This window comes from Chryseobacterium sp. VAUSW3 (assembly GCF_002205795.1).
Taxonomy (GTDB): domain Bacteria; phylum Bacteroidota; class Bacteroidia; order Flavobacteriales; family Weeksellaceae; genus Kaistella; species Kaistella yananensis.
In genome coordinates, this window is sequence record NZ_NIUY01000001.1 from 546,527 (window position 1) to 567,047 (window position 20,521).

The window sequence follows — 20,521 nt, forward strand, 5'->3', positions numbered from 1 at the left end:
TTCTATGGAGTTAAAGAAATATTTTCCTAAATTCCTAGTTAACAGAAAAAAAAACCTCTCCGAAAAAGATTACTATCTAAGCACTGAGATCAGTAAAATTACAGGTTGCAGCGTTCAGAACATCAGTCTTTACCGGGAAGCTTTTTCTTTAAAAACATCATCCTCAAAAAAAAATAATTACGAGAGACTCGAGTTTTTGGGCGATTCCGTATTAGGTGCAATCATTTCCTGTCATCTTTTTTCAACGTACCCCGATGCGAACGAAGGGTACCTTACCCAGATGAAGTCGAAGATTGTCAATCGCAAAAACCTTAACAAACTGGGTGATGAACTTTCATTAACAAAGTTCCTCCAGAATGATTCTCCCAGCACTTTGAGCGAAAACATTTCCGGGAATCTTTTTGAAGCTTTAATCGGCGCGCTTTATCTTGATGTTGATTACGAAACTTGCAAAAAAGTCGTCCTCGAGAGGCTTTTAACCCCAACCGAAATCAATAAACTCGAAAATAAGATCGTAAGTTATAAAGGTTTGCTGCTGGAGTGGAGCCAGAAAAAGAAAGTCTCGATCCGCTACGAAACCTACGAAGAAATGCAGGTCAACAAAAACCTGATGTTCCGGAGTTACGTGTGGCTGGAAGATGAAAAAATATCGAACGCCACAGAAACCTCTAAAAAGAAAGCCGAAGAAAAAGCTGCCCAAAGAGCATTTTATATTTTAAACAAAAAACAAAGTATCCTTGAAAACGCAAAAGATCCTGCTGGATATTGACGACGAAGAAGAAGAAATTACCGTAGGGCTCGTACGCCTCGTAAAAGATGTACCTGCGCACGAACTTTTTTATCAACTCAATTCGCAGAATACTTTTAACTTTTCGCGCACTGCAGACCTTACCTACCACGGCAATTACAACGATTATTTTTTCCCGAGATTTCAGGCGTTCCACCGCGATTCCGAGCTGTGCATTCACTTTATCGCCAACCGGTCATCGCATTATCTTCAGAAGAAAATCCCACAGGAATTATTTTCTGGCGAAACCGAAACCATGTTTCTGCTTGATCATTCTCAGGATGTAGATTATATCATGAAAACATCCGAGCCATTTGATGATTTTTCCTTAATTTTGCTCCCTGAAAATCTGTTATTCCAAATACAGAATTTCAACCTAAGCCCTGCCGAGGAGCTTTATCAATTAATTCAATACTATGAATAAATATCTAAAAAAAACAAAAATTATCGCCACCCTGGGGCCGGCTTCATCCGATAAACAAACCATGCTTCAGCTCATCCAGGCTGGCACCGATATTTTCAGAATAAATTTTTCTCACGCCGATTACGATTTAGTTAAAAAAAACGTACAAACCATTCGTGAGCTCAACCAGGAACACGGTTTTTCTGTAGGAATCCTTGGCGACCTGCAGGGCCCGAAACTCCGAGTAGGTGTTGTAAAAGAAGGCTCGTACCTTAACCCCGGAGACATCCTTACCTTCACCAACGAAAAAATCGAAGGAGATTCTACAAAAGTTTACATGACGTATCAGAAGTTTCCGCAGGATGTGAAAGTGGGCGAAAGAATCCTAATCGACGACGGTAAACTGGTTTTAGAAGTTATTGAAACCAACAACCTGGATACTGTAAAAGCGAAAACCATCCAAGGGGGTCCACTGAGCTCCAAGAAAGGCGTAAACCTACCGAATACCAACGTGTCGCTTCCGGCACTTACCGAAAAAGATATTAAGGATGCCAACTTCATGCTCGATCTGGAGCTGGACTGGATTGCGCTTTCCTTCGTGCGCCACGCTCAGGACATTATCGACCTGAAGGAGCTTATGAAGAACCACCCTACCAACAAACAGAAAACGCCAATCATCGCGAAGATCGAAAAACCTGAAGGCGTAAAAAATATCGAGCAGATCCTGCAGGAATGCGACGGACTGATGGTAGCACGTGGAGATTTGGGTGTGGAAGTTCCTATGGAAGAAGTACCCGCCATCCAGAAAAACCTGGTAGAAATCGCCAGAAAATACGCCAAACCGGTAATCATCGCTACCCAAATGATGGAAACCATGATCACCAGCTTAACGCCAACCAGAGCCGAGGTGAACGACGTGGCAAACTCGGTACTCGATGGGGCTGACGCAGTGATGCTTTCCGGAGAAACTTCGGTGGGTAAATATCCGGTAGATGTGGTGAAAAACATGTCGAAGATTGTAAAGAATATCGAAAAGACCCATTTCTACCAAAACAAAAACTCGCCGATCGAACACGAATTCAATTGTGTGGATGAGCGTTTTATTACGAACAGAATCTGCCTGGCAGCCGTGAGAATTGCAAAAACCGCCAATGTAGAAGCCATTGTTACCTTAACCTATTCGGGTTACACGGCGTTCCAGATTTCGGCGCACAGGCCGAATGCCAATATTATTGTGTACAGTTCGAACAGACGCGTACTTACGATGCTGAACCTTCTTTGGGGCGTGCGTGCGTTTTACTACGACATGCAGAAATCTACCGACGAAACCATTATTCAGGTGAATATGCTGGCGCACACCAACGGTTTTGTAGAACAGGGCGATTTCGTGATTAACCTGAACGCTACACCGGCTTACGAAGGTGGTAAAACTAATACACTGAGATTAACGACGATTTAATCAGTGATCATTAACATAGAAAGCCTGCCGATTTGGCGGGCTTTTTCATGCTTGCACCGTAGAACTTGGTGGATGACGATTCTACATCAAATTTGGGGTTCTATAGGGCAAAAATGGGCTTTCGTGCGTCAATTTTGAGGTTCCGGACACGAACGATGGGGTACCGAACGTAAACGTTTAGGTTCTGAAGGTACAGTTTTAGGCTGTGGACGTAAATCTTTGCGTTCTATCGTAAGCTTCTATATTCTCGGAGTAAATTTTTATATTATGGAAGTGGGTAAATTGACAGGCGGCTATTGTGCAAATAGAAAGAATTAACCACACCGGAGGTTGGAATTAGAATTATTTATATACTCCAAAAGGCAAGAATCCTAAGTCTTTTTTCCACTCAGTGCCGAATTTTGAGGTCAGGTAATTGGCAACAATTCTGTTGTTATGCTCAGCTGCTGAAGAAATTACCGGAGTGATAACACAACCTTCGTTCTTAACATCAATTTTGTATTTTTCGTAGAATTCTTTGACATGTACGGGAGCAAATCCGAAATGTATGAATTTCAGCCGGTCTTCTTTCAGAAGTTGTTGCCAGTTTTTTTCGCTGGCATATTCTTCAATATATGATTTTGAATTGCCTAGATATATAATCACCTCATTTTGTTTCTTTGTTATCTTACCAGGGTAGACTATCCTATGAGGCGTTTCTGATGTGAACCTTAAAGTATAATTCCCTTTCTGAAGTAGAAATGAAAAATCTTTAACCTCAGTGATTTCAAATATTTCCCCGATTTCAACGATGCGAAGTGTTCCTTTTTTAAATTCATTATCAGATTGCGCTACAAATTTCACATGAACTCTAATGGGTTCGGTATTATTTGTAAAACCTAAAAGCAGTAAAAGACTAATGGCAGCAAAGATGGTAAAATTGATTTTTGAGATTTTCATAAACGGTTATTTATTCATTGATTAATTATACAGCGAAAAGTTAAACAAAATACAAACCCTAGCCCTGATCATAGCGGCTACCCCACAGTGAGGCCGCGGAGCGAAGCGGAGCGGCTGAGCGAGGAGTAATAGCGAAGAGCAGGTTCCCGGCTACAAAAAAAATCCGCTCAGAAAATTCTGAACGGATGTTTTTTTGCTGTATGCTGTATGCTGTACGCATAAAAGCATATCGCTTAAAGCTTATGGCTTACGGCACTACTTACATCATGCCCGGCATTCCGCCGCCCATTGGCATGGCTGGTTCATCTTTTTTCACCTCGGTGATGACACACTCGGTAGTTAGAAGCATCCCTGCAACTGAAGCTGCGTTTTCTAAAGCTACACGCACCACTTTGGTTGGGTCGATGATTCCTGCTTCGTACATGTTTACATACTCGTCGTTCTTCGCGTTGAAACCGAAATCTCCACTTCCTTCCGCTACTTTTGCAACGATTACAGAACCTTCGCCACCTGCGTTGGCTACGATTTGTCTCAACGGCTCTTCGATTGCTCTCTTCACAATTTTAATACCGGTAGTTTCGTCCAGGTTGCTGCCTTCTACGTTAATTGCAGAAATGGCTCTTACCAATGCCACACCACCTCCGGGAACAATTCCTTCTTCAACGGCAGCTCTGGTTGCGTGCAAGGCATCATCAACACGGTCTTTTTTCTCTTTCATCTCAACTTCGGAAGCGGCACCTACGTAAAGTACGGCTACGCCACCAGCTAATTTAGCCAGTCTTTCCTGCAGTTTTTCGCGGTCGTAGTCTGAAGTTGTAGATTCCATCTGTGCTTTGATCTGGCTTACGCGGCCTTTGATAAGGCTTTCTTCACCAGCTCCGTTTACGATGGTTGTATTGTCTTTATCGATGGTTACTTTCTCAGCAGTTCCCAGCATATCCAAAGTAGCATTCTCCATAGTGAAGCCTCTTTCTTCCGAAATTACCTGTCCGCCTGTTAGGATCGCGATGTCTTCTAACATTGCTTTTCTTCTGTCGCCGAATCCCGGTGCTTTTACCGCAGCGATTTTTAAAGAACCTCTTAATTTGTTCACTACTAAAGTCGCCAAAGCTTCGCCCTCAACTTCTTCAGAGATGATTAAAAGCGACTTTCCTGCCTGTGCAACCGGCTCAAGAACCGGAAGCAATTCCTTCATTGAAGAGATTTTTTTCTCTACCAATAGGATATAAGGATTTTCTAATTCAGCAACCATTTTCTCAGGGTTGGTTACGAAATACGGAGACTGGTAACCTCTGTCGAACTGCATTCCTTCAACTACATCTACTGTAGTATCAGTTCCTTTTGCTTCTTCCACAGTAATTACCCCTTCTTTACCTACTTTTCCGAACGCTTCAGCGATTAAAGTACCAATAGTATCGTCGTTATTCGCAGAAATAGAAGCTACCTGCTTGATTTTTTCTGATGAATCACCTACCGCCTGAGACTGAGATTTAAGGTTTTCAACAACAGCAGTTACCGCTTTATCGATTCCTCTTTTCAGATCCATTGGGTTAGCGCCTGCAGCTACGTTTTTCAGACCTTCGCGAACGATTGCCTGAGCCAGAACTGTTGCAGTGGTAGTTCCGTCACCTGCAATATCGTTGGTTTTAGAAGCAACTTCTTTCACCATTTGTGCGCCCATGTTTTCTACACGGTCTTCAAGTTCGATTTCTTTTGCAACGGAAACTCCGTCTTTAGTAACATGTGGTGCACCGAAAGATTTTTCGATGACAACGTTACGGCCTTTAGGACCTAAAGTTACTTTTACTGCATTAGCCAATGCATCAACCCCTCTTTTCAGGCCGTCTCTTGATTCGATATCAAATTTTATTTCTTTTGCCATAATATTTATTGCTTTTGGCGGCTGGCTATTTGCCATTGGCTTTAGCAAGCCGCTGTTTTGTTATTAATTTTGTTTTAATTTCCATTTAACCTGTTCCAAAGGGTAACAAGCTTCTTTTTTAAAATTGTTAATTCAGTTAAAAATTTTTGATAATCACTTTCATTAAGGTAATCTAAATCTTTAGCAAGAATTAATTGGTTTTCTGCTTCATTGGATGATCCCAATGCAATATTGATAAAATTTGCAAACTCTTTATCGGAATTTCTTCCACTCCCTTCTGAGATGTTATATCCGATGGAGGCGAATGATCTTCTGATTTGAGAAGTTAATCCAAAAATTTCTTCCTTTGGAAAACTTTTGGTTGAAGTGTATATTTTTAATGTTAATTGATGACTCAATTGCCAAACTTCAAATTTTTTAAAATCCCTCACTGTGGGCTATTCACTTATTTTGCCAGAAGCTATCAGCCAAATGCAAGAAGCATGTATTAGCCGATAATTCCCAATAGATCACCTTCTTTTACAATTAAATAATCTTTACCATCCAGTTTTAATTCAGAACCTGAATATTTTCCGTAAAGTACTTTGTCGCCTACCTGTACAGTTGTTGGCTCATCTTTTTTGCCCGGACCTACTGCTACCACAACGCCTTCCTGTGGTTTTTCTTTTGCGGTGTCGGGGATAATGATTCCTGATGCGGTTGTAGTTTCCGCAGCAGTGGGCTCTACCAGAACGCGGTCTGCTAATGGTTTGAAATTTACTGACATATTTTTTAGGTTTAAATTATTAAATACTGAACTGTTTTTCTCTAAAACAGTGCCAACAAAAGTAATCTGAAAATCTGTCATTCACTGTTAAACTAATGTGCAATTTTGGCAGAAAAAAATCACTCTTGTCGAGAGTGATTTTCAATTATCTATTTTTTACCAAAATCCAGCCTTGTTTTTTGGAAAGCGTTTGAGAATTTGGTTCTTTCCATTCAATGTAAAACCAATAAGAGTTGGTTTTTATTGGTCTTCCGTTTAACTTTCCGTCCCAAATGAATTGGTTATTCGCATTTCCTTCAAATATTCTATTACTGTAACGATCAACAATAATAAGCTTTGGTTCCTCCTTCAAAAGCAAAGTTGAAAGATCTAAAACATCATTTATGCCATCACCATTAGGTGTAATCACGTTATGCATTTCAATAATGCTGAACTCTAATATTGTTTCGCAAGTATCTGCTGAATTGATTTCAATGGTATGTAGCCCACCTTCTAAATTATTTAGTACAATTGAATTAGAACTGGTTGATTGCCACAAACCATTATCAACACGATAGTTGAATGGACTTATTCCTCCGGAAAAACTAATTTCTGCATTATTTTCCTGAATATTAATAGTTGTCATCAGTGGCGCTGAACAAACTGGGCAACCATTTGAATCAACAGGAATTCCCAAAGGAGTGTTTGGGCATTGGTCTTTGTCGTCAGTCACGCCATCGCCATCTTCATCACCATAAACTGTTATAAAATTTGTCACAGAACATCCAGAAGCTGATCCTGCCGAATTAGAAGGTATAATTCTGACAAAATATTGAGTAGAATAATTCAAATCATTGGGTAAATCAAAGGTGGTTACATTTCCAACATTCTGATTTAAAATATTCCACGTTCCTGAAGCCGTTCCGATTTGCAGAGTGTAGGAAGTTGCACCAGTAACGGCAGTCCACGAAAAGTTTGTTGCGATGCCAATATTCGTTGCACCGTTCGCTGGAATTGTTGCTGCTGTACAAGCTGGAACAGTAATTGGTTGCGCCTCGGTTATAAAATTTGTCACAGAACATCCAGAAGCTGATCCTGCCGAATTAGAAGGAATAATTCTGACAAAATATTGAGTAGAATAATTCAAATCATTGGGTAAATCAAAGGTGGTTACATTCCCCACATTTTGATTGATAATATCCCACGTTCCTGAAACCGTTCCAATTTGCAGAGTGTAGGAAGTTGCACCAGTAACGGCAGTCCACGAAAAGTTTGTTGCGATGCCAATATTCGTTGCACCGTTTGCTGGAATTGTTGCTGCTGTACAAGCCGGAACAGTAATTGGTTGCGCCTCGGTTATAAAATTTGTCACAGAACATCCAGAAGCTGATCCTGCCGAATTAGAAGGAATAATTCTGACAAAATATTGAGTAGAATAATTCAAATCATTGGGTAAATCAAAGGTGGTTACATTTCCAACATTCTGATTTAAAATATTCCACGTTCCTGAAGCCGTTCCAATTTGCAGAGTGTATGAAGTTGCACCAGTAACGGCAGTCCACGAAAAGTTTGTTGCGATGCCAATATTCGTTGCACCGTTTGCTGGAATTGTTGCTGCTGTACAAGCTGGAACGGAAGGTGTAATTATTTGCTGCAATTCATAAGCACCATAATCTATTGCTGTTGTACCATAAAGCCGTGGGTTTCCGTCTAAATCCGTTGAACTTCCGGCATTTGTTGGTGAAACTAGGTTGTACAATGCATTGTTTCCGGCATTAACGGCGGGGCTAAAAGTTTGTAGTCGGAAGTTATTGGTGTTATTGACAAATTGAGGATTTACTCCAATCATATTGTTCGTTCCTAAATTATATTCTTGAACGATGTTTCGTCTGATGTCTTTTTCACTATCATCATTTGAATTTATACCAGTAGACGGAGAGATGTCCGAAAAAAAGTCTACAGCTTTGGGTGTATTTCCATAAAATATGGAATTGTAAATATGGGTTGAATAATTGAAGAATTGGCTTGGAGAAAATCGAGAGTGAATGATGGCGGTGTTGTTATTGTTCACAAAAGTAGAATTGGTTACGGCTAATTCTTCCCTGTTGTAAATCGCTCCACCCAAGTTACTTGCATTGTTGTTTATGAAAAGTGAATTGCTGACTTTCAAAAGTTTATCATTGTGAATTGCACCTCCACTATCATCGGCTGTATTGCCACTAAAAAAAGAATTGGTAAGGAGAAGATCATTACTGTTTATATGAATTGCCCCGCCATTATCATCACTATGATTATTTACAAATCTACTTCCTTCTATATTGAAATTTTCACCCCAAGAATAAATTGCACCACCGCTTCTGGAGGAACTGTTGTTGATAAATCGGCAATTACGAATGGTTACATCTTCATCCCAATTATGGATAGCACCTCCACCGTTTGAATTGGTGGTTGTGATGATATGGGTATTGTTTTCAAAAGAGCAATTTTCGATCAATTGCCCTCCTCCAAACCAAATGAAAATTGCTCCGGCACCTCTTTCTGCTGTAGATCTATTGTTTAAAAAGGTACAATTTCTAATGATTTGATCATGACCGGCCAACCGTAAAGCTCCACCGCCATCATTGGTTGTATCTACTGTTCCGGTGACAAATCCGTTTCTGAAATGGATCCCATCAATGATTCCGTTATTGGATGAAAATCGCATAATTTTCACGGTGTTCTGCCCATCGAAAATTGTGATGTTATTTTGCCAATCTCTTTGGTTAAGCGCAGTTTCATTCCCTGCAAAACCTCCATAAATATGTAAATTATTCTGGTCAGGATTTAAGGTTCCTGAAATTAAATATGTTCCTCTCCTAACCCAGATTTGATTATTGGCATTCGCATTTGCAATTGCATTCTGTAACGATGAGGCATTTGCCCAAGAAGAACCGTTACCAGAACCACTTGGCGTTGGGGCAACACGAATAACTTGTGCCTGTGACCACAGTGATATAAAGGTAAAGAGTACTATATGAAACCTGAATAATTTTTTTCTCATAAGGAAATACGCAAAATTAAGCAATACCATTCTCAAGAGAATTTACATATGTTAAGTATTAGAAAAAAAAACTGGAAAACAATTCCAGTTTTTTTTCAAAATTATTTCTTTCCTGCGGCCTGCATTGGATTTACCTGTCCCTGTGCGGCGCCTCTTGCGGCAGCTTCATTTTTCTGTTTGAAGACTTCAAATCTGGAAGCGGGAGCTGGAATCTCGCCCCAGAAATTGTTTGAGGTGTCGATATCCGCAGTCTCTCTCATCGGATCAAGCTGAATGGATTTCAGTTTTTTATCGAAATAATAGGTTTTAGAAACTTTCTGCTCGTTCTTTCGCCAGATTTGGGCTGATGATTTATCGGTGAGTTTGGTCCCGTCCTCGAAAGTAAATTCAAGAATTATCGGCATTACCAACCCGCCTTTGTTGCTGAAATCGATCTGGTAAGCAATAACATTCTGAAGTTGCGCTTTGTCTTTTGAACTTACTTTCTCCATATTGTCGACTTTCATGGAATATTTCTTCGTGTCATCAACTTTCTCCATTCCGCGGTTATATCTCCAGTAAAAATCCTGGGTGCTCTTGTCTTTGTCGGTATAAAATTCAATGTTCTTATCGTTTCGGTTTCTGATTTTAGAAATATCCTCGAAATCATTCTGCAAAGGCTTTTCGACAGTGTAACTGATTTCCCGTGATTTCGGAGCGGCATCAAAATCAGGTGTAGCCACAGTTACTTTATCAATTGAAATGTCTACCGCATCGGTTCCGTAGAACCAGCCACGCCAGAACCAGTCGAGGTTTTCGCCGCTGGCATCATTCATCGTTCTGAAAAAATCTGCAGGTTCCGGATGTTTGAAAGCCCATCTTTTGGAATAGGTTTTAAAAGCCTCATCAAAAAGTTCTCTTCCCATGATGGTTTCGCGCAAGATATTAAGACCTGTGGCCGGTTTTGCATAAGCGTTCGGACCGAAATGAATAATATTCTCTGAATTTACCATGATCGGCTCCAGCTGATCTTTCGGCAATCTCATATAATCAACAATCGTGTGCGCCGGACCCCTTCTTGAAGGGAATTTATTGTCCCATTTTTCTTCTGTTAAGTATTCTACGAAAGTATTCAAACCTTCGTCCATCCAACTCCACTGTCTTTCATCGGAATTAATGATCATCGGGAAAAAGTTATGACCCACTTCATGAATAATTACGCCGATCATTCCGTTTTTGATTCCTTCGGAATAGGTTCCGTCTTTCTCGGTTCTTCCGTAATTGAAACAGATCATCGGATATTCCATACCGTTTGCCGCCTCAACAGACTGCGCCACCGGATACGGATAAGGCACCGTGAATTCTGAATATGTTTTTATCGTGTGCGCTACTGCCTTTGTAGAGAATTTACGGTAAAGATTATAGGCTTCTTTCGGATAGAGACTCATCGCCATTACCTGGTTGTTGTTTTCGGGAATTACCACTTTCATGGCGTCCCAAACGAATTTTCTTGAAGAAGTCCAGGCGAAATCACGTACATTTTCCGCTTCGAAAACCCAGGTTTTTCTCTGTTTTGACTTGTTCTTTTCGGCTTTTTTAGCTTCTTCTAAAGTGACAATTTCCAGCGGTTCATTTGCAGTCTGTGCCTGCTTCCAACGCTGCAGCTGTGCCGGTGTTAATACTTGCTCGAAATTTTTACCAACGCCTGTTGAAGCTACAATATGATCCGCAGGAACGTTCATCGTCACTTTATAATTACCGAACACCAAGGCAAATTCGCCTCTTCCGGTAAACTGGTTATTCTGCCAGCCTTTGAAGTCGCTGTATACGCACATTCTTGGAAACCACTGGGTGATGGTGTACAGATCATTACCATCTTCCGGAAAATATTCGTAACCGCCTCTTCCGCCCATCGTCATGCGATTCGGAATATTATAGTTCCAGTCGATTTTGAAGACGAATTTTTCACCTTTCTTCAAAACTTTAGGCAGGTCGATACGCATCATGGTTTTATTCACCACATATTTTAAAGGTTTTCCGGAAGCATCGGTTACTTTCGCCAGATTCACGCCGTATCCGTTATTTTTTTCAGGCAGATCAGTGACTTTCAAACGCTCGGTCGTGGTTTGCTTGGGGATAAATGAAGAATCATGATAGCCCGCATTATTTATAGAAGACTGCTCATTTTCATCGAGTTGAAGCCACAAATAATCCAGATCGTCGGGAGAATTATTATAGTAAGTAATGGTTTCTGAGCCCTTTAAATTTCTTTTATCCTCATCAAGATAAGCTGTAATTTCATAATCGGCCCTGTTCTGCCAATATCCCTGACCTGGCGCGCCGGAAGCAGTGCGGTACACATTTGGTGTCGGCAGAATTGTGCCGAGTTGCTCAAACTTATTGCCGTGATTGCTGTTTGGATTGTTTTGAATATTCTGGGCGAAAATTCCAAATGGAATAAAAAGTGATATAAAGACGGATTTGAACTTCATAGTTAGTTTGTGATATGATACAATAGTCATCAAAATTAAGAAATCGTTACAGAAAACAGACTATAATTGTAAACTTTTACAGATTAAAACGGAATTCTTTCTAAAGTCATTTTTAAAGACAGCGCAAAAACCCCTGAAGAGATAAACATAATCCAGTCTTTTCGGTTAACTTTAAAAAGGTTGAGCAAAACAAACTGTACGATTAAAATACCTGCTACCACAGCGATCTGACCTAGCTCCAATCCAATGTTGAAACCTAAAAGCGGTACAAAGATGTGCTGTTCATTGGCAATCATCATTCTTGCGGTGTTGGCAAATCCCATCCCGTGAATCAATCCAAAAAACAGGGCAATATAGAAATTCATTTTCATGAGATTATTCTGCTTGTTGCGCATCAGAATGTTATCCAGAGCGGTGATGACAATGGTTAGTGGGATTAAAAATTCCACCCATTTCGCCGGCGCACGTACGATATCGAAGACACTTAAAGCCAAAGTAATTGAATGACCTATGGTAAATGCAGTGATAATCCAGAAAATGTTTTTCCAGTCCTTTACCGCAAAAACTGCGACCAAAACCAATACAAAAAGCTGATGATCCAGCGCATCCAGTGAAATAATATGTTCCCAACCCAGATTCAGATAAAATAAAAAATCATTCATATACCGCATATTTTTAGCGGCACGATAATACAAAATTTATTTCTATTTTTGAACCATGCAAAAGTTATTTTTCATCCTCCTTTTTTCGGTTTTCGGCCTCAGCTCAGCAAGCGAAATTCATCCTTATCACGTTGGATCTATGGAATTTAATTACAATTCCAAATCAGAAACGTTCGAGATCAGCGGAAAGTTTTTTTTGGATGACCTGGAAAATGCTTTGAAGGAAAAATACGGCAAAGCGGTACACTTTAATTCCGAACAGTATAAAGCTCAAATCAACAACTATCTGATAAAGTACTGCGAAGAATACCTAAAACTCAAAGTAAATAACAAATTCCTAAAAATTAATTATTTAGGCTACGAAGAAGACAGCGAATCGGTGAATATTTATCTGGAATCAGAGAAAGTGGCTCAGCCAAAAAAAGTAGAGACCGCGGTAAGTTTTCTCTATAATCTTTTCGATGATCAGCTGAATATCGTTCATATTATTGTCAACGGAAACCGAAAAAGCCAAAGATTAAATTATCCCGACCGTTATCTTTACCAGAACTTCTAAGAACGGAATTCTGCATTAATTTTCTGTACTTCCGCCACGAGATCAGGAAAAAAATGATCAAAATGATACTGAAGTTGTGGTTTGTGGTTCAGAAAAACTTCAAAAACTGCCAGATTTTTATTCAGATACTTCGCTTTGTTAAGGACATTCCGGATCGAAAACTCAATCCCCCACTCTTCGCGGTAATTATAAAGCCAATTGTCTTTTTCCATGCTGTCGAGCATTCTCAGCAAATTTGGCGGCAATAATTCTTCATGATTTCTCAATACGCGGTACACTTTTTCTGAATGCGCTTTTAAAGCCTTATCAGGTATAGAGTTGGCGAGAAAATAATCGAAACTTACATCCACAAAAGCACCGGCATACAATCTCACCAACGGACTGAATATTTTCTTCGCTTCATGAATTTCCGGATGCGCATCAGTAAACGTATCGATGGCGCGGTGTAAAGTGATGCCCTCTCCTATTTTTTCCGGAAACGAAAACCGGTCTTTGTTCCGGATGAAATCCTGCAGAAACTGCCCGACAATCTGTTCATCGGTAAAAGTGAGGTAAGAATGGGCGAGGAAATTCATAAGTAAATTTAAAACAAATATTCATGAAAATCCTCAATTTTACTTACTTCAACAATCGTAATTCCGAACTTCTTTTTTGGAATTTTATTCAAATTCGAAACAAAAATCTTTTCATAGCCCAGTTTTTCAGCTTCCGAAATGCGCTGTTCGATCTGCGACACCGGACGGATTTCTCCGCTCAGTCCAATTTCTCCCGCAAAACAGAAATGTTCGGAAATCGCAATATCTTCGTTGGAGGAAAGTACCGAAGCTACCACAGCCAAATCCAGCGCCGGATCATCGGTTTTGATGCCGCCGGTAATATTCAGGAAAACGTCTTTCGCGCCCAGCTGGAAGCCTGCACGCTTCTCTAAAACCGCCAGAAGCATATTAAGCCTTTTCGAATCGAAACCCGTACAGCTTCGCTGCGGCGTTCCATACACCGCGGTACTTACCAGAGCCTGAATCTCGATGAGCATCGGGCGGTTTCCTTCTAAAGTTACCGCGACAGAATTTCCGGAAAGTTCTTCAAATTTTTTGGTGATGAGGATTTCTGAAGGATTTTTAATCTCTTTTAAACCCTGGGAAACCATTTCATAAATCCCAATTTCTGAGGTAGAACCGAAACGGTTTTTGTTCGCACGTAAGAGTCTGAACAAATGATTTCGGTCGCCATCAAAATTCAGAACAACATCAACCATGTGTTCCAGGACTTTCGGGCCGGCTATTTGACCGTCTTTGGTGATATGTCCCACTAAAAACACCGGCGTGTTGCTTTCTTTAGCGTATTTAATGATTTCATTCGAACATTCCCGGATTTGGGAAACGGTACCGGGCGAACTTTCGATGAGCTGGCTTTGCAGCGTCTGTATGGAATCGATGATCACAAAATCCGGCGTCAGTTTTTTAGCTTCGTGAAGAATCTTTTCCACTGAAGTTTCAGTAAAAAGATAACAATGCGGATTCTGAAGTTCTGTGAGCCGGTCTGCACGCATTTTAATTTGAGATGCGCTTTCTTCGCCGGAAACGTAAAGAATTTTCTTCTTCATCTTCAGCGCAAGCTGCAATAACAAAGTCGATTTCCCGATCCCCGGTTCCCCGCCGATTAAAGTAACCGAACCCAGAACAATTCCGCCGCCCAGAACACGGTTCAGTTCTTCGGAGGGTGTTTTAATCCGCGGCTCTTCGTTGGTTTCAACTTCGATGATATTGATGATATGCTGCTTGGAGCGGTCCGAAAAACTTTTAGCCGGAGTTTTCTCTACAATTTCTTCCACCAAAGTATTCCATTCGCCACAGTTTTTACACTGCCCAAGCCATTGCGGGTATTGCGTCCCGCAGTTCTGACAGAAATATGCCGTTTTCACTTTTGCCATGTTGCGAATTTCATGCTTTTTTTTCAATTACGCAGATTTTAGCAAAAAAATAACCGCTGAAAGGAGCGGCTACTTAATATAGGGATTTAACTTTCTTCTTAGTTGGCTACGATATTCACAGTAACTTTAATCGCATCACCTGTTTTTACACCCATGAAACCAGGTCTTTCCATTCCGAAATCCGATAATTTAAGATTTTCAGTTCCTGTAATATTATAAGATGCGCCGTTTTTTACAACATTTACTGGGAAGCTCACATCTTTTGTAACTCCTGCTATCGTAAGTTTACCGGCTAAATTCCCTTTACCTACGCTTAAAGAAGTCGCAGTAAAACTGATGTTCGGCGATTTATCGGCTTTCAGGGCATCGTAAGCTTTATTATCCATCATTTTACCTTTGGTACTTTTCAGGTTTTTTGCGGGCATACTGAATTTTACGTTGGTAATAGCGTTTCCGCTAACCGTACCGCTGAAGTTAGCTGAAGAGGCTGTCATCGTCCAGTCATGCATCGGAGAAGTTCCATCAACAGCGATTTTTGTAGATTTACCTGTGATGTTTTGTGCATTTACAAAACCAAAAAAAGTAACAGCGAACAGGAGCATTACGGATTTAAGAGTGTTTTTCATTTCTTTAATATTTAAGTTAATATTTAATTGTTTTCTGTTTCTTGGACCTATTTTCTAGTGTAAAGTTAAGCGCATTTTTCCGTAATTAAAAATGACATTTCTCACCCCGATTAAGCTTTAACTATTTGAAGACCAACATATTGAAAATTTTTCAATTATCCACCTTAATTTACATGACTTTCGACAGGATTAATTTGTCCCATGTTGCAAATTCGCTTAACTTTGCACAAACCTAATCTAATGAGTAAAAAGAACACGAAATACATCTTCGTTACAGGAGGTGTTACTTCATCTTTGGGAAAAGGAATTGTTTCCGCTTCTTTGGGACTTCTGCTAAAATCCCGCGGTTACAATGTCACCATCCAGAAACTTGACCCTTATATCAACATCGATCCCGGCACCTTAAACCCCTACGAACACGGCGAATGCTACGTAACGGAAGACGGCGCTGAAACCGACCTGGACCTCGGACATTATGAAAGATTCCTGAATTCCGCCACCTCCCAAAACAATAACGTTACCACCGGTAAAATTTACCAAACCGTAATTGAGAAGGAAAGAAAAGGAGATTTCCTTGGAAAAACCGTGCAGGTCATCCCGCATATTACCAATGAAATTAAGCGCAGAATTAAAATTCTTGCAAAGCAGAACTATGATATCATTATCACCGAAATTGGTGGAACGGTGGGAGATATAGAATCGCTTCCTTACATAGAGTCGGTTCGCCAGCTGAAATGGGAACTCGGCGAAAACAATTCTATGGTGATTCACCTTACTTTGCTGCCTTACCTTGCAGCAAGTGGGGAACTGAAAACAAAACCATCTCAGCATTCTGTAAGACAGTTAATGGAAAGCGGAATTCAGGCAGATGTTTTAGTTTGCCGGACTGAGCACAAAATTCCTAAGGAACAGCGCGCCAAACTTGCCCAGTTCTGTAATGTGCCTTTGGCAAATGTTATTGAATGCCGGGATATGGAGACGATTTACGAAGTTCCGCTTCATCTCCAAAAACAGGATTTTGACGATGTCGTCCTTAAGGAACTTGGCTTAAAATCAGACTCAGAAGCTGATTTAAAAGACTGGAAAAACTTCCTGAAAAGATACCAGAATCCTAAAAAATCTGTGGAAATCGCGCTTGTCGGCAAATATGTCTCACTTCAGGATTCCTATAAATCCATTGCTGAAGCGTTTATTCACGCCGGTGCAGATTTGGAGACCGAAGTAAAAATCCGTTGGGTTTACAGTGGCGATCTTACGGAAGACAATATAAAAGAAACTTTATCCGGAATCGACGGTATGCTGATCGCTCCAGGTTTTGGCGACAGAGGAATCGAAGGAAAAATTTCAGCCGCAAGATATGCCCGCGAAAATAATATTCCGCTCTTGGGAATCTGTCTCGGAATGCAGATCATGACCATCGAATTCGCCAGAAATGTTCTGGGATACAAAAAAGCCAACTCTATGGAATTCGACACTTCCACAGCAGATCCGGTGATCTCTTTGATGGAAGAGCAGAAAAATGTGGTAGATAAAGGCGGAACTATGAGATTGGGCGCGTGGAAATGCACTTTAAAACCAAATTCCAAACTTTTGGAAATCTATGGCTCAAAAAATATTTCTGAAAGACATCGCCACCGCTACGAATTCAATTCAGAATACAAAGAAGAATTCGAAAAGAACGGCCTTCTCCCGACCGGACTGAACCCTGAAACCGGTTTGGTAGAAACCCTGGAACTTAAAAACCATCCGTTCTACATCGGTGTACAATATCACCCGGAATACAAAAGCACTGTAGCATCGCCTCATCCGCTTTTTAAAGCGTTGATAAAGGCAGCAACCAAAAAATAAAACCGAAGAGATAAAAGACAAAATGTTTTTTATCTCTTTGTTTTTAAATGAGTTGACAAAAAATTCTTCATTGCCAAAAAAATCAGTATTTTTGTCAGCCAAAATTAAAGGGGTAAGAACGGTTTAAATTCCAACCCGATAATCCAAACAATCAATTAAAAAGATGCAACAAAATAACGGTTTAGATAAAAATCAACTGATTAGTTTCGCCCTGTTTTCCATGATCCTTATTGGAGCGATGTTTTACTTCCAAAACAAACAGGCTACCGAGCAACAGCTTTTAGATGCCGAAAACAAGGCAAAAACCACTCAAACCATGATTGCCAACAGTACCAAACCCGCTGTTGTTACCAACTTAAACGACAGTGTGAAAGCCACCTCCATTCAGCAGGTGCAGTTGAAAAACAAGGAACTGAGCTTGGGAATTTCTACTTTGGGCGGACAGATTTCTACCGTACAACTTAATGAATACAAAGCTTATAACCCACAAAGCGACATCAACGACAGGGATCTTTTAATATTCGACAGGAACAACTCGTCTTACGGTTTTCAGTTCAAAGACAAAACAGGCAAAACCTTCAACACAAAAGACCTTATTTTTACACCGACACAAAGTGGCAACACGGTGACGATGCAGGCCAATGCAAACGGTGCGGTGATTCAGTTTATTTATACCCTGCTCGACAAATATACGGTGGATTTCAATGTGAAAACACAGGGATTACATCAACTGGTTGCGGATCAGAAGGCAGATTTCGTTTGGGATTTCAATGCCCGCGGTTTAGAAAAAGGCCGTGCCCAGGAGCAAACCCATACCGAATTCAATTATTCATTTAACAATTACAAGAGTTTTGATTATGACGGCAGAACCGAAATGGACGAGCCGGATGAAACCCTGAACTGGCTTGCCATAAAACAGCAGTTTTTCTCTGCTGTGATCGAACCGCAACACGGTTTCAAAAACTCTAAAGGTTCTCAGGAAATGGTGGAAGAAGGTGAGTTTCTGAAGAAATTTAACTTCAACGGGCAGGTTGATTTGGCCGGAAACGAATTAAATCAAAATTTCAAATGGTACTTTATGCCTTTGGATTTGCCTTTATTAAAATCCTACGACAAAAACTTCGATGAATTGCTGCCTTTGGGCTGGTCATTTATCGGAAGCATGAACCGCTGGTTCTTCATCCCAATGTACAATCTTATCTCCAGCTGGGGATTGGCTGCAGGTTGGGTAATTTTCCTGATGACGATTATTGTGAAGATTATTCTTTCGCCGGTAATGTTCAAACAGCACAAACTCAGCGCAATGATGCGTGTTATCCGTCCGGAGATTGATGAAGTAAATGCAAAATTTAAGGATGCAGATCCTTTAAAAAAACAACAGGAAACAATGGCAGTTTACCGGAAAGCCGGGGTAAATCAGATGGCGGGATGTTTGCCGGCCTTGCTGCAGATCCCGATTTTCTATGCGCTCTTCCGTTTCTTCCCGAACATGATCGACCTCAGAGGCAAAAGCTTCTGGTTTGCCAAGGATTTAACGGCTTATGATGATGTAATTAAACTGCCCTTCCATATTCCGTTCTTAGGCGAGCATTTAAGTATTTTCGCAATTGCGTGTACGGTGGTAATCTTGATTTATACGGTAATGACTTCCGGAAACATTCAGCAGCCACAGCAGGAAGGAATGCCGAATATGAAAGTGCTGATGTACATCTTCCCGATTACCTTCCTTTTCTTCCTGAACACTTCAGCATCCGGACTTTCATGGTATTATTTTGTATCGAATGCCATTAACATCTTAATTATTCTTGTCATTAAATACTGGATTCTGGATGAAAAGAAAATCCATGCACAGATACAGGCCAACAAGCAGAAGGAACCTAAAAAAGAAGGTAAGTTCCAGAAAAGAATGCGCGAAATGATGGAACAGGCGCAGGAACAGCAAAAAGCCCAACAGCAACAGGCCAAGAAAAAGAAATAAGATTATCTTATTATACAAGACAAAAAAGCGGAATTGATTTTCCGCTTTTTTTTATAGCCATATTTTAAGGTCATTCATCATTCATCCTCAAAAGCTTAAGGTTTTCTTTTACGTAAGTCCAATATAAGTCCAATATAACTCTAATAAAACATTGGAGTCATAGTGGAGTTATAATGAACTTATAATTGATTTAGGTGGTAGCTTAGTGTAGGCTGACTAAATGAATATACCGGCAGAATCAGCAAAATGTTTTCGACTTAGCCCGCGTAAGAATGCTCACCGCAAACCCTGTAATCCAGTCGGAATGATCTTCGGTGATGGATGGTGGGACCGTATTTGTTCAAAGCTTCCTGATGCTGCTTTGTAGCATAACCCATATTGGTAGCCCAGCCATATTCCGGAAACTCTTTGTGAAGCGCGATCATCAGCTTGTCTCTGTAATTTTTTGCCAGAATTGATGCGCATGCAATCGAGAGCAGTTTGGCATCTCCTTTTACAATACATTCGTGTGGAATAGACTGATAGGGATGAAATCTGTTTCCATCAACCAGGATAAGTTCCGGGCGGGTTTTGAGTTGATCAAGCGCATGATGCATTGCCATGATACTTGCATTTAAGATATTGTGAACATCAATTACTTCCGGGGAAACTTCGGCGATGGAATATTCCACCACCTGATCTTTGATGTAGGAATCCAACTCCATCCGTGTCCTGAAGGTTAGTTTTTTCGAATCATCAACCAAAGTATGTGTGAAATTCTCGTCAATAATAACACTCGCAGCCACCACAGGACCGCACAGGCAGCCTCTGCCGACTTCATCACAGCCTGCTTCTATATAATGTTCTGACCATTTTTTAAGCAAATCCATATAAAACGAACAAAATTTATACTCAATAATCGTTTGTAAAATTACAATTATTACGTAAAAACTAACTAAATTTTTCGCCGTGGAGGGACAATTAAGGGATTCTACAGTTCGAAAATTTGCTTTTTAAACACATTTAACTCAAACCAGTTGAACTGTAAAAAACTTAAAAATTCTATAAGATTAACGTAATTTAACTTAATTTTCATTGCATAGTTAATATAAAAAGATTGCCATAAACAATTATATTTTACTATTTTATTTAAATCTGCATGATATTTATCATAAAAATGCTTCCAATTTTGATAAATTCACACATTTGTAATAAT

17 protein-coding genes are annotated in these 20,521 nt (G+C 40.3%); 6 read left to right on the forward strand and 11 right to left on the reverse strand.

The window, feature by feature from the left end:
- Nucleotides 1–4: 4 nt before the first annotated feature.
- Genes rnc through pyk form a run of 3 tightly spaced genes read left to right on the forward strand, consistent with a single transcriptional unit; the run spans nucleotide 5 to nucleotide 2,649 of the window.
- Nucleotides 5–769, forward strand: coding sequence for a ribonuclease III (gene rnc / locus CDW55_RS02405; protein ID WP_088468127.1), 765 nt, complete (start codon nucleotides 5–7; stop codon nucleotides 767–769).
- Nucleotides 738–1,211: an IPExxxVDY family protein gene (locus CDW55_RS02410; RefSeq protein ID WP_088468128.1), complete on the forward strand. Its 474-nt coding sequence runs from the start codon at nucleotides 738–740 to the stop codon at nucleotides 1,209–1,211. The genes rnc and CDW55_RS02410 overlap by 32 nt, the downstream gene beginning before the upstream one ends.
- Nucleotides 1,204–2,649 (forward strand): pyruvate kinase, encoded by a 1,446-nt coding sequence (pyk, locus tag CDW55_RS02415; protein ID WP_088468129.1) that lies wholly within the window; start codon nucleotides 1,204–1,206, stop codon nucleotides 2,647–2,649. The genes CDW55_RS02410 and pyk overlap by 8 nt, the downstream gene beginning before the upstream one ends.
- A gap of 342 nt (nucleotides 2,650–2,991) precedes the next feature.
- Here pyk and CDW55_RS02420 read toward each other — a convergent pair whose 3' ends face one another.
- The 7 genes from CDW55_RS02420 to CDW55_RS02450 all read right to left on the reverse strand — a co-directional run bounded on the left by CDW55_RS02420 (nucleotide 2,992) and on the right by CDW55_RS02450 (nucleotide 12,388).
- The gene (locus tag CDW55_RS02420; protein WP_088468130.1) at nucleotides 2,992–3,588 is read right to left on the reverse strand and encodes a hypothetical protein; all 597 of its coding nucleotides are present in this window, start codon (nucleotides 3,586–3,588) and stop codon (nucleotides 2,992–2,994) included.
- Nucleotides 3,589–3,847: 259 nt separating this feature from the next.
- Complete coding sequence (groL, locus tag CDW55_RS02425) at nucleotides 3,848–5,470, reverse strand: chaperonin GroEL (RefSeq protein ID WP_088468677.1); 1,623 nt, start codon at nucleotides 5,468–5,470, stop codon at nucleotides 3,848–3,850.
- A gap of 74 nt (nucleotides 5,471–5,544) precedes the next feature.
- A complete protein-coding gene (locus CDW55_RS02430) occupies nucleotides 5,545–5,901 on the reverse strand; it encodes a four helix bundle protein (RefSeq protein WP_088468131.1) in 357 nt (118 codons plus the stop codon).
- A gap of 56 nt (nucleotides 5,902–5,957) precedes the next feature.
- Complete coding sequence (gene groES, locus CDW55_RS02435; RefSeq protein ID WP_088468678.1) at nucleotides 5,958–6,236, reverse strand: co-chaperone GroES; 279 nt, start codon at nucleotides 6,234–6,236, stop codon at nucleotides 5,958–5,960.
- Nucleotides 6,237–6,381: 145 nt separating this feature from the next.
- Nucleotides 6,382–9,255: a T9SS type B sorting domain-containing protein gene (locus tag CDW55_RS02440; RefSeq protein ID WP_179285897.1), complete on the reverse strand. Its 2,874-nt coding sequence runs from the start codon at nucleotides 9,253–9,255 to the stop codon at nucleotides 6,382–6,384.
- Between the two features lie 101 nt (nucleotides 9,256–9,356).
- The gene (locus CDW55_RS02445) at nucleotides 9,357–11,726 is read right to left on the reverse strand and encodes a M1 family metallopeptidase (protein WP_088468133.1); all 2,370 of its coding nucleotides are present in this window, start codon (nucleotides 11,724–11,726) and stop codon (nucleotides 9,357–9,359) included.
- Between the two features lie 83 nt (nucleotides 11,727–11,809).
- Nucleotides 11,810–12,388 (reverse strand): HupE/UreJ family protein, encoded by a 579-nt coding sequence (locus tag CDW55_RS02450; RefSeq protein ID WP_088468134.1) that lies wholly within the window; start codon nucleotides 12,386–12,388, stop codon nucleotides 11,810–11,812.
- 55 nt (nucleotides 12,389–12,443) lie between these two features.
- Here CDW55_RS02450 and CDW55_RS02455 point away from each other — a divergent pair, with 55 nt between their 5' ends.
- Entirely contained in the window at nucleotides 12,444–12,944 is a 501-nt protein-coding gene (locus tag CDW55_RS02455; RefSeq protein ID WP_088468135.1) for a DUF6702 family protein, read from the forward strand.
- Here the strand turns inward: CDW55_RS02455 and CDW55_RS02460 are convergent.
- The 3 genes from CDW55_RS02460 to CDW55_RS02470 all read right to left on the reverse strand — a co-directional run bounded on the left by CDW55_RS02460 (nucleotide 12,941) and on the right by CDW55_RS02470 (nucleotide 15,500).
- Entirely contained in the window at nucleotides 12,941–13,519 is a 579-nt protein-coding gene (locus CDW55_RS02460; RefSeq protein WP_088468136.1) for an ACP phosphodiesterase, read from the reverse strand. The genes CDW55_RS02455 and CDW55_RS02460 overlap by 4 nt on opposite strands.
- A gap of 8 nt (nucleotides 13,520–13,527) precedes the next feature.
- Nucleotides 13,528–14,874 (reverse strand): DNA repair protein RadA, encoded by a 1,347-nt coding sequence (gene radA / locus CDW55_RS02465; protein WP_088468679.1) that lies wholly within the window; start codon nucleotides 14,872–14,874, stop codon nucleotides 13,528–13,530.
- Nucleotides 14,875–14,972: 98 nt separating this feature from the next.
- Nucleotides 14,973–15,500, reverse strand: coding sequence for a YceI family protein (locus CDW55_RS02470; protein WP_088468137.1), 528 nt, complete (start codon nucleotides 15,498–15,500; stop codon nucleotides 14,973–14,975).
- 240 nt (nucleotides 15,501–15,740) lie between these two features.
- Here CDW55_RS02470 and CDW55_RS02475 point away from each other — a divergent pair, with 240 nt between their 5' ends.
- Both CDW55_RS02475 and yidC read left to right on the forward strand, forming a co-directional pair.
- Nucleotides 15,741–17,348 carry a CTP synthase gene (locus CDW55_RS02475; RefSeq protein WP_088468138.1) on the forward strand — a complete coding sequence of 536 codons (1,608 nt, stop codon included), beginning with the start codon at nucleotides 15,741–15,743 and terminating at the stop codon, nucleotides 17,346–17,348.
- Nucleotides 17,349–17,511: 163 nt separating this feature from the next.
- A complete protein-coding gene (gene yidC, locus CDW55_RS02480; protein ID WP_088468139.1) occupies nucleotides 17,512–19,326 on the forward strand; it encodes a membrane protein insertase YidC in 1,815 nt (604 codons plus the stop codon).
- A 257-nt stretch (nucleotides 19,327–19,583) separates the two neighbouring features.
- Here yidC and CDW55_RS02485 read toward each other — a convergent pair whose 3' ends face one another.
- Nucleotides 19,584–20,195, reverse strand: coding sequence for a ribonuclease HII (locus CDW55_RS02485; protein WP_088468140.1), 612 nt, complete (start codon nucleotides 20,193–20,195; stop codon nucleotides 19,584–19,586).
- Nucleotides 20,196–20,521: the final 326 nt, after the last annotated feature.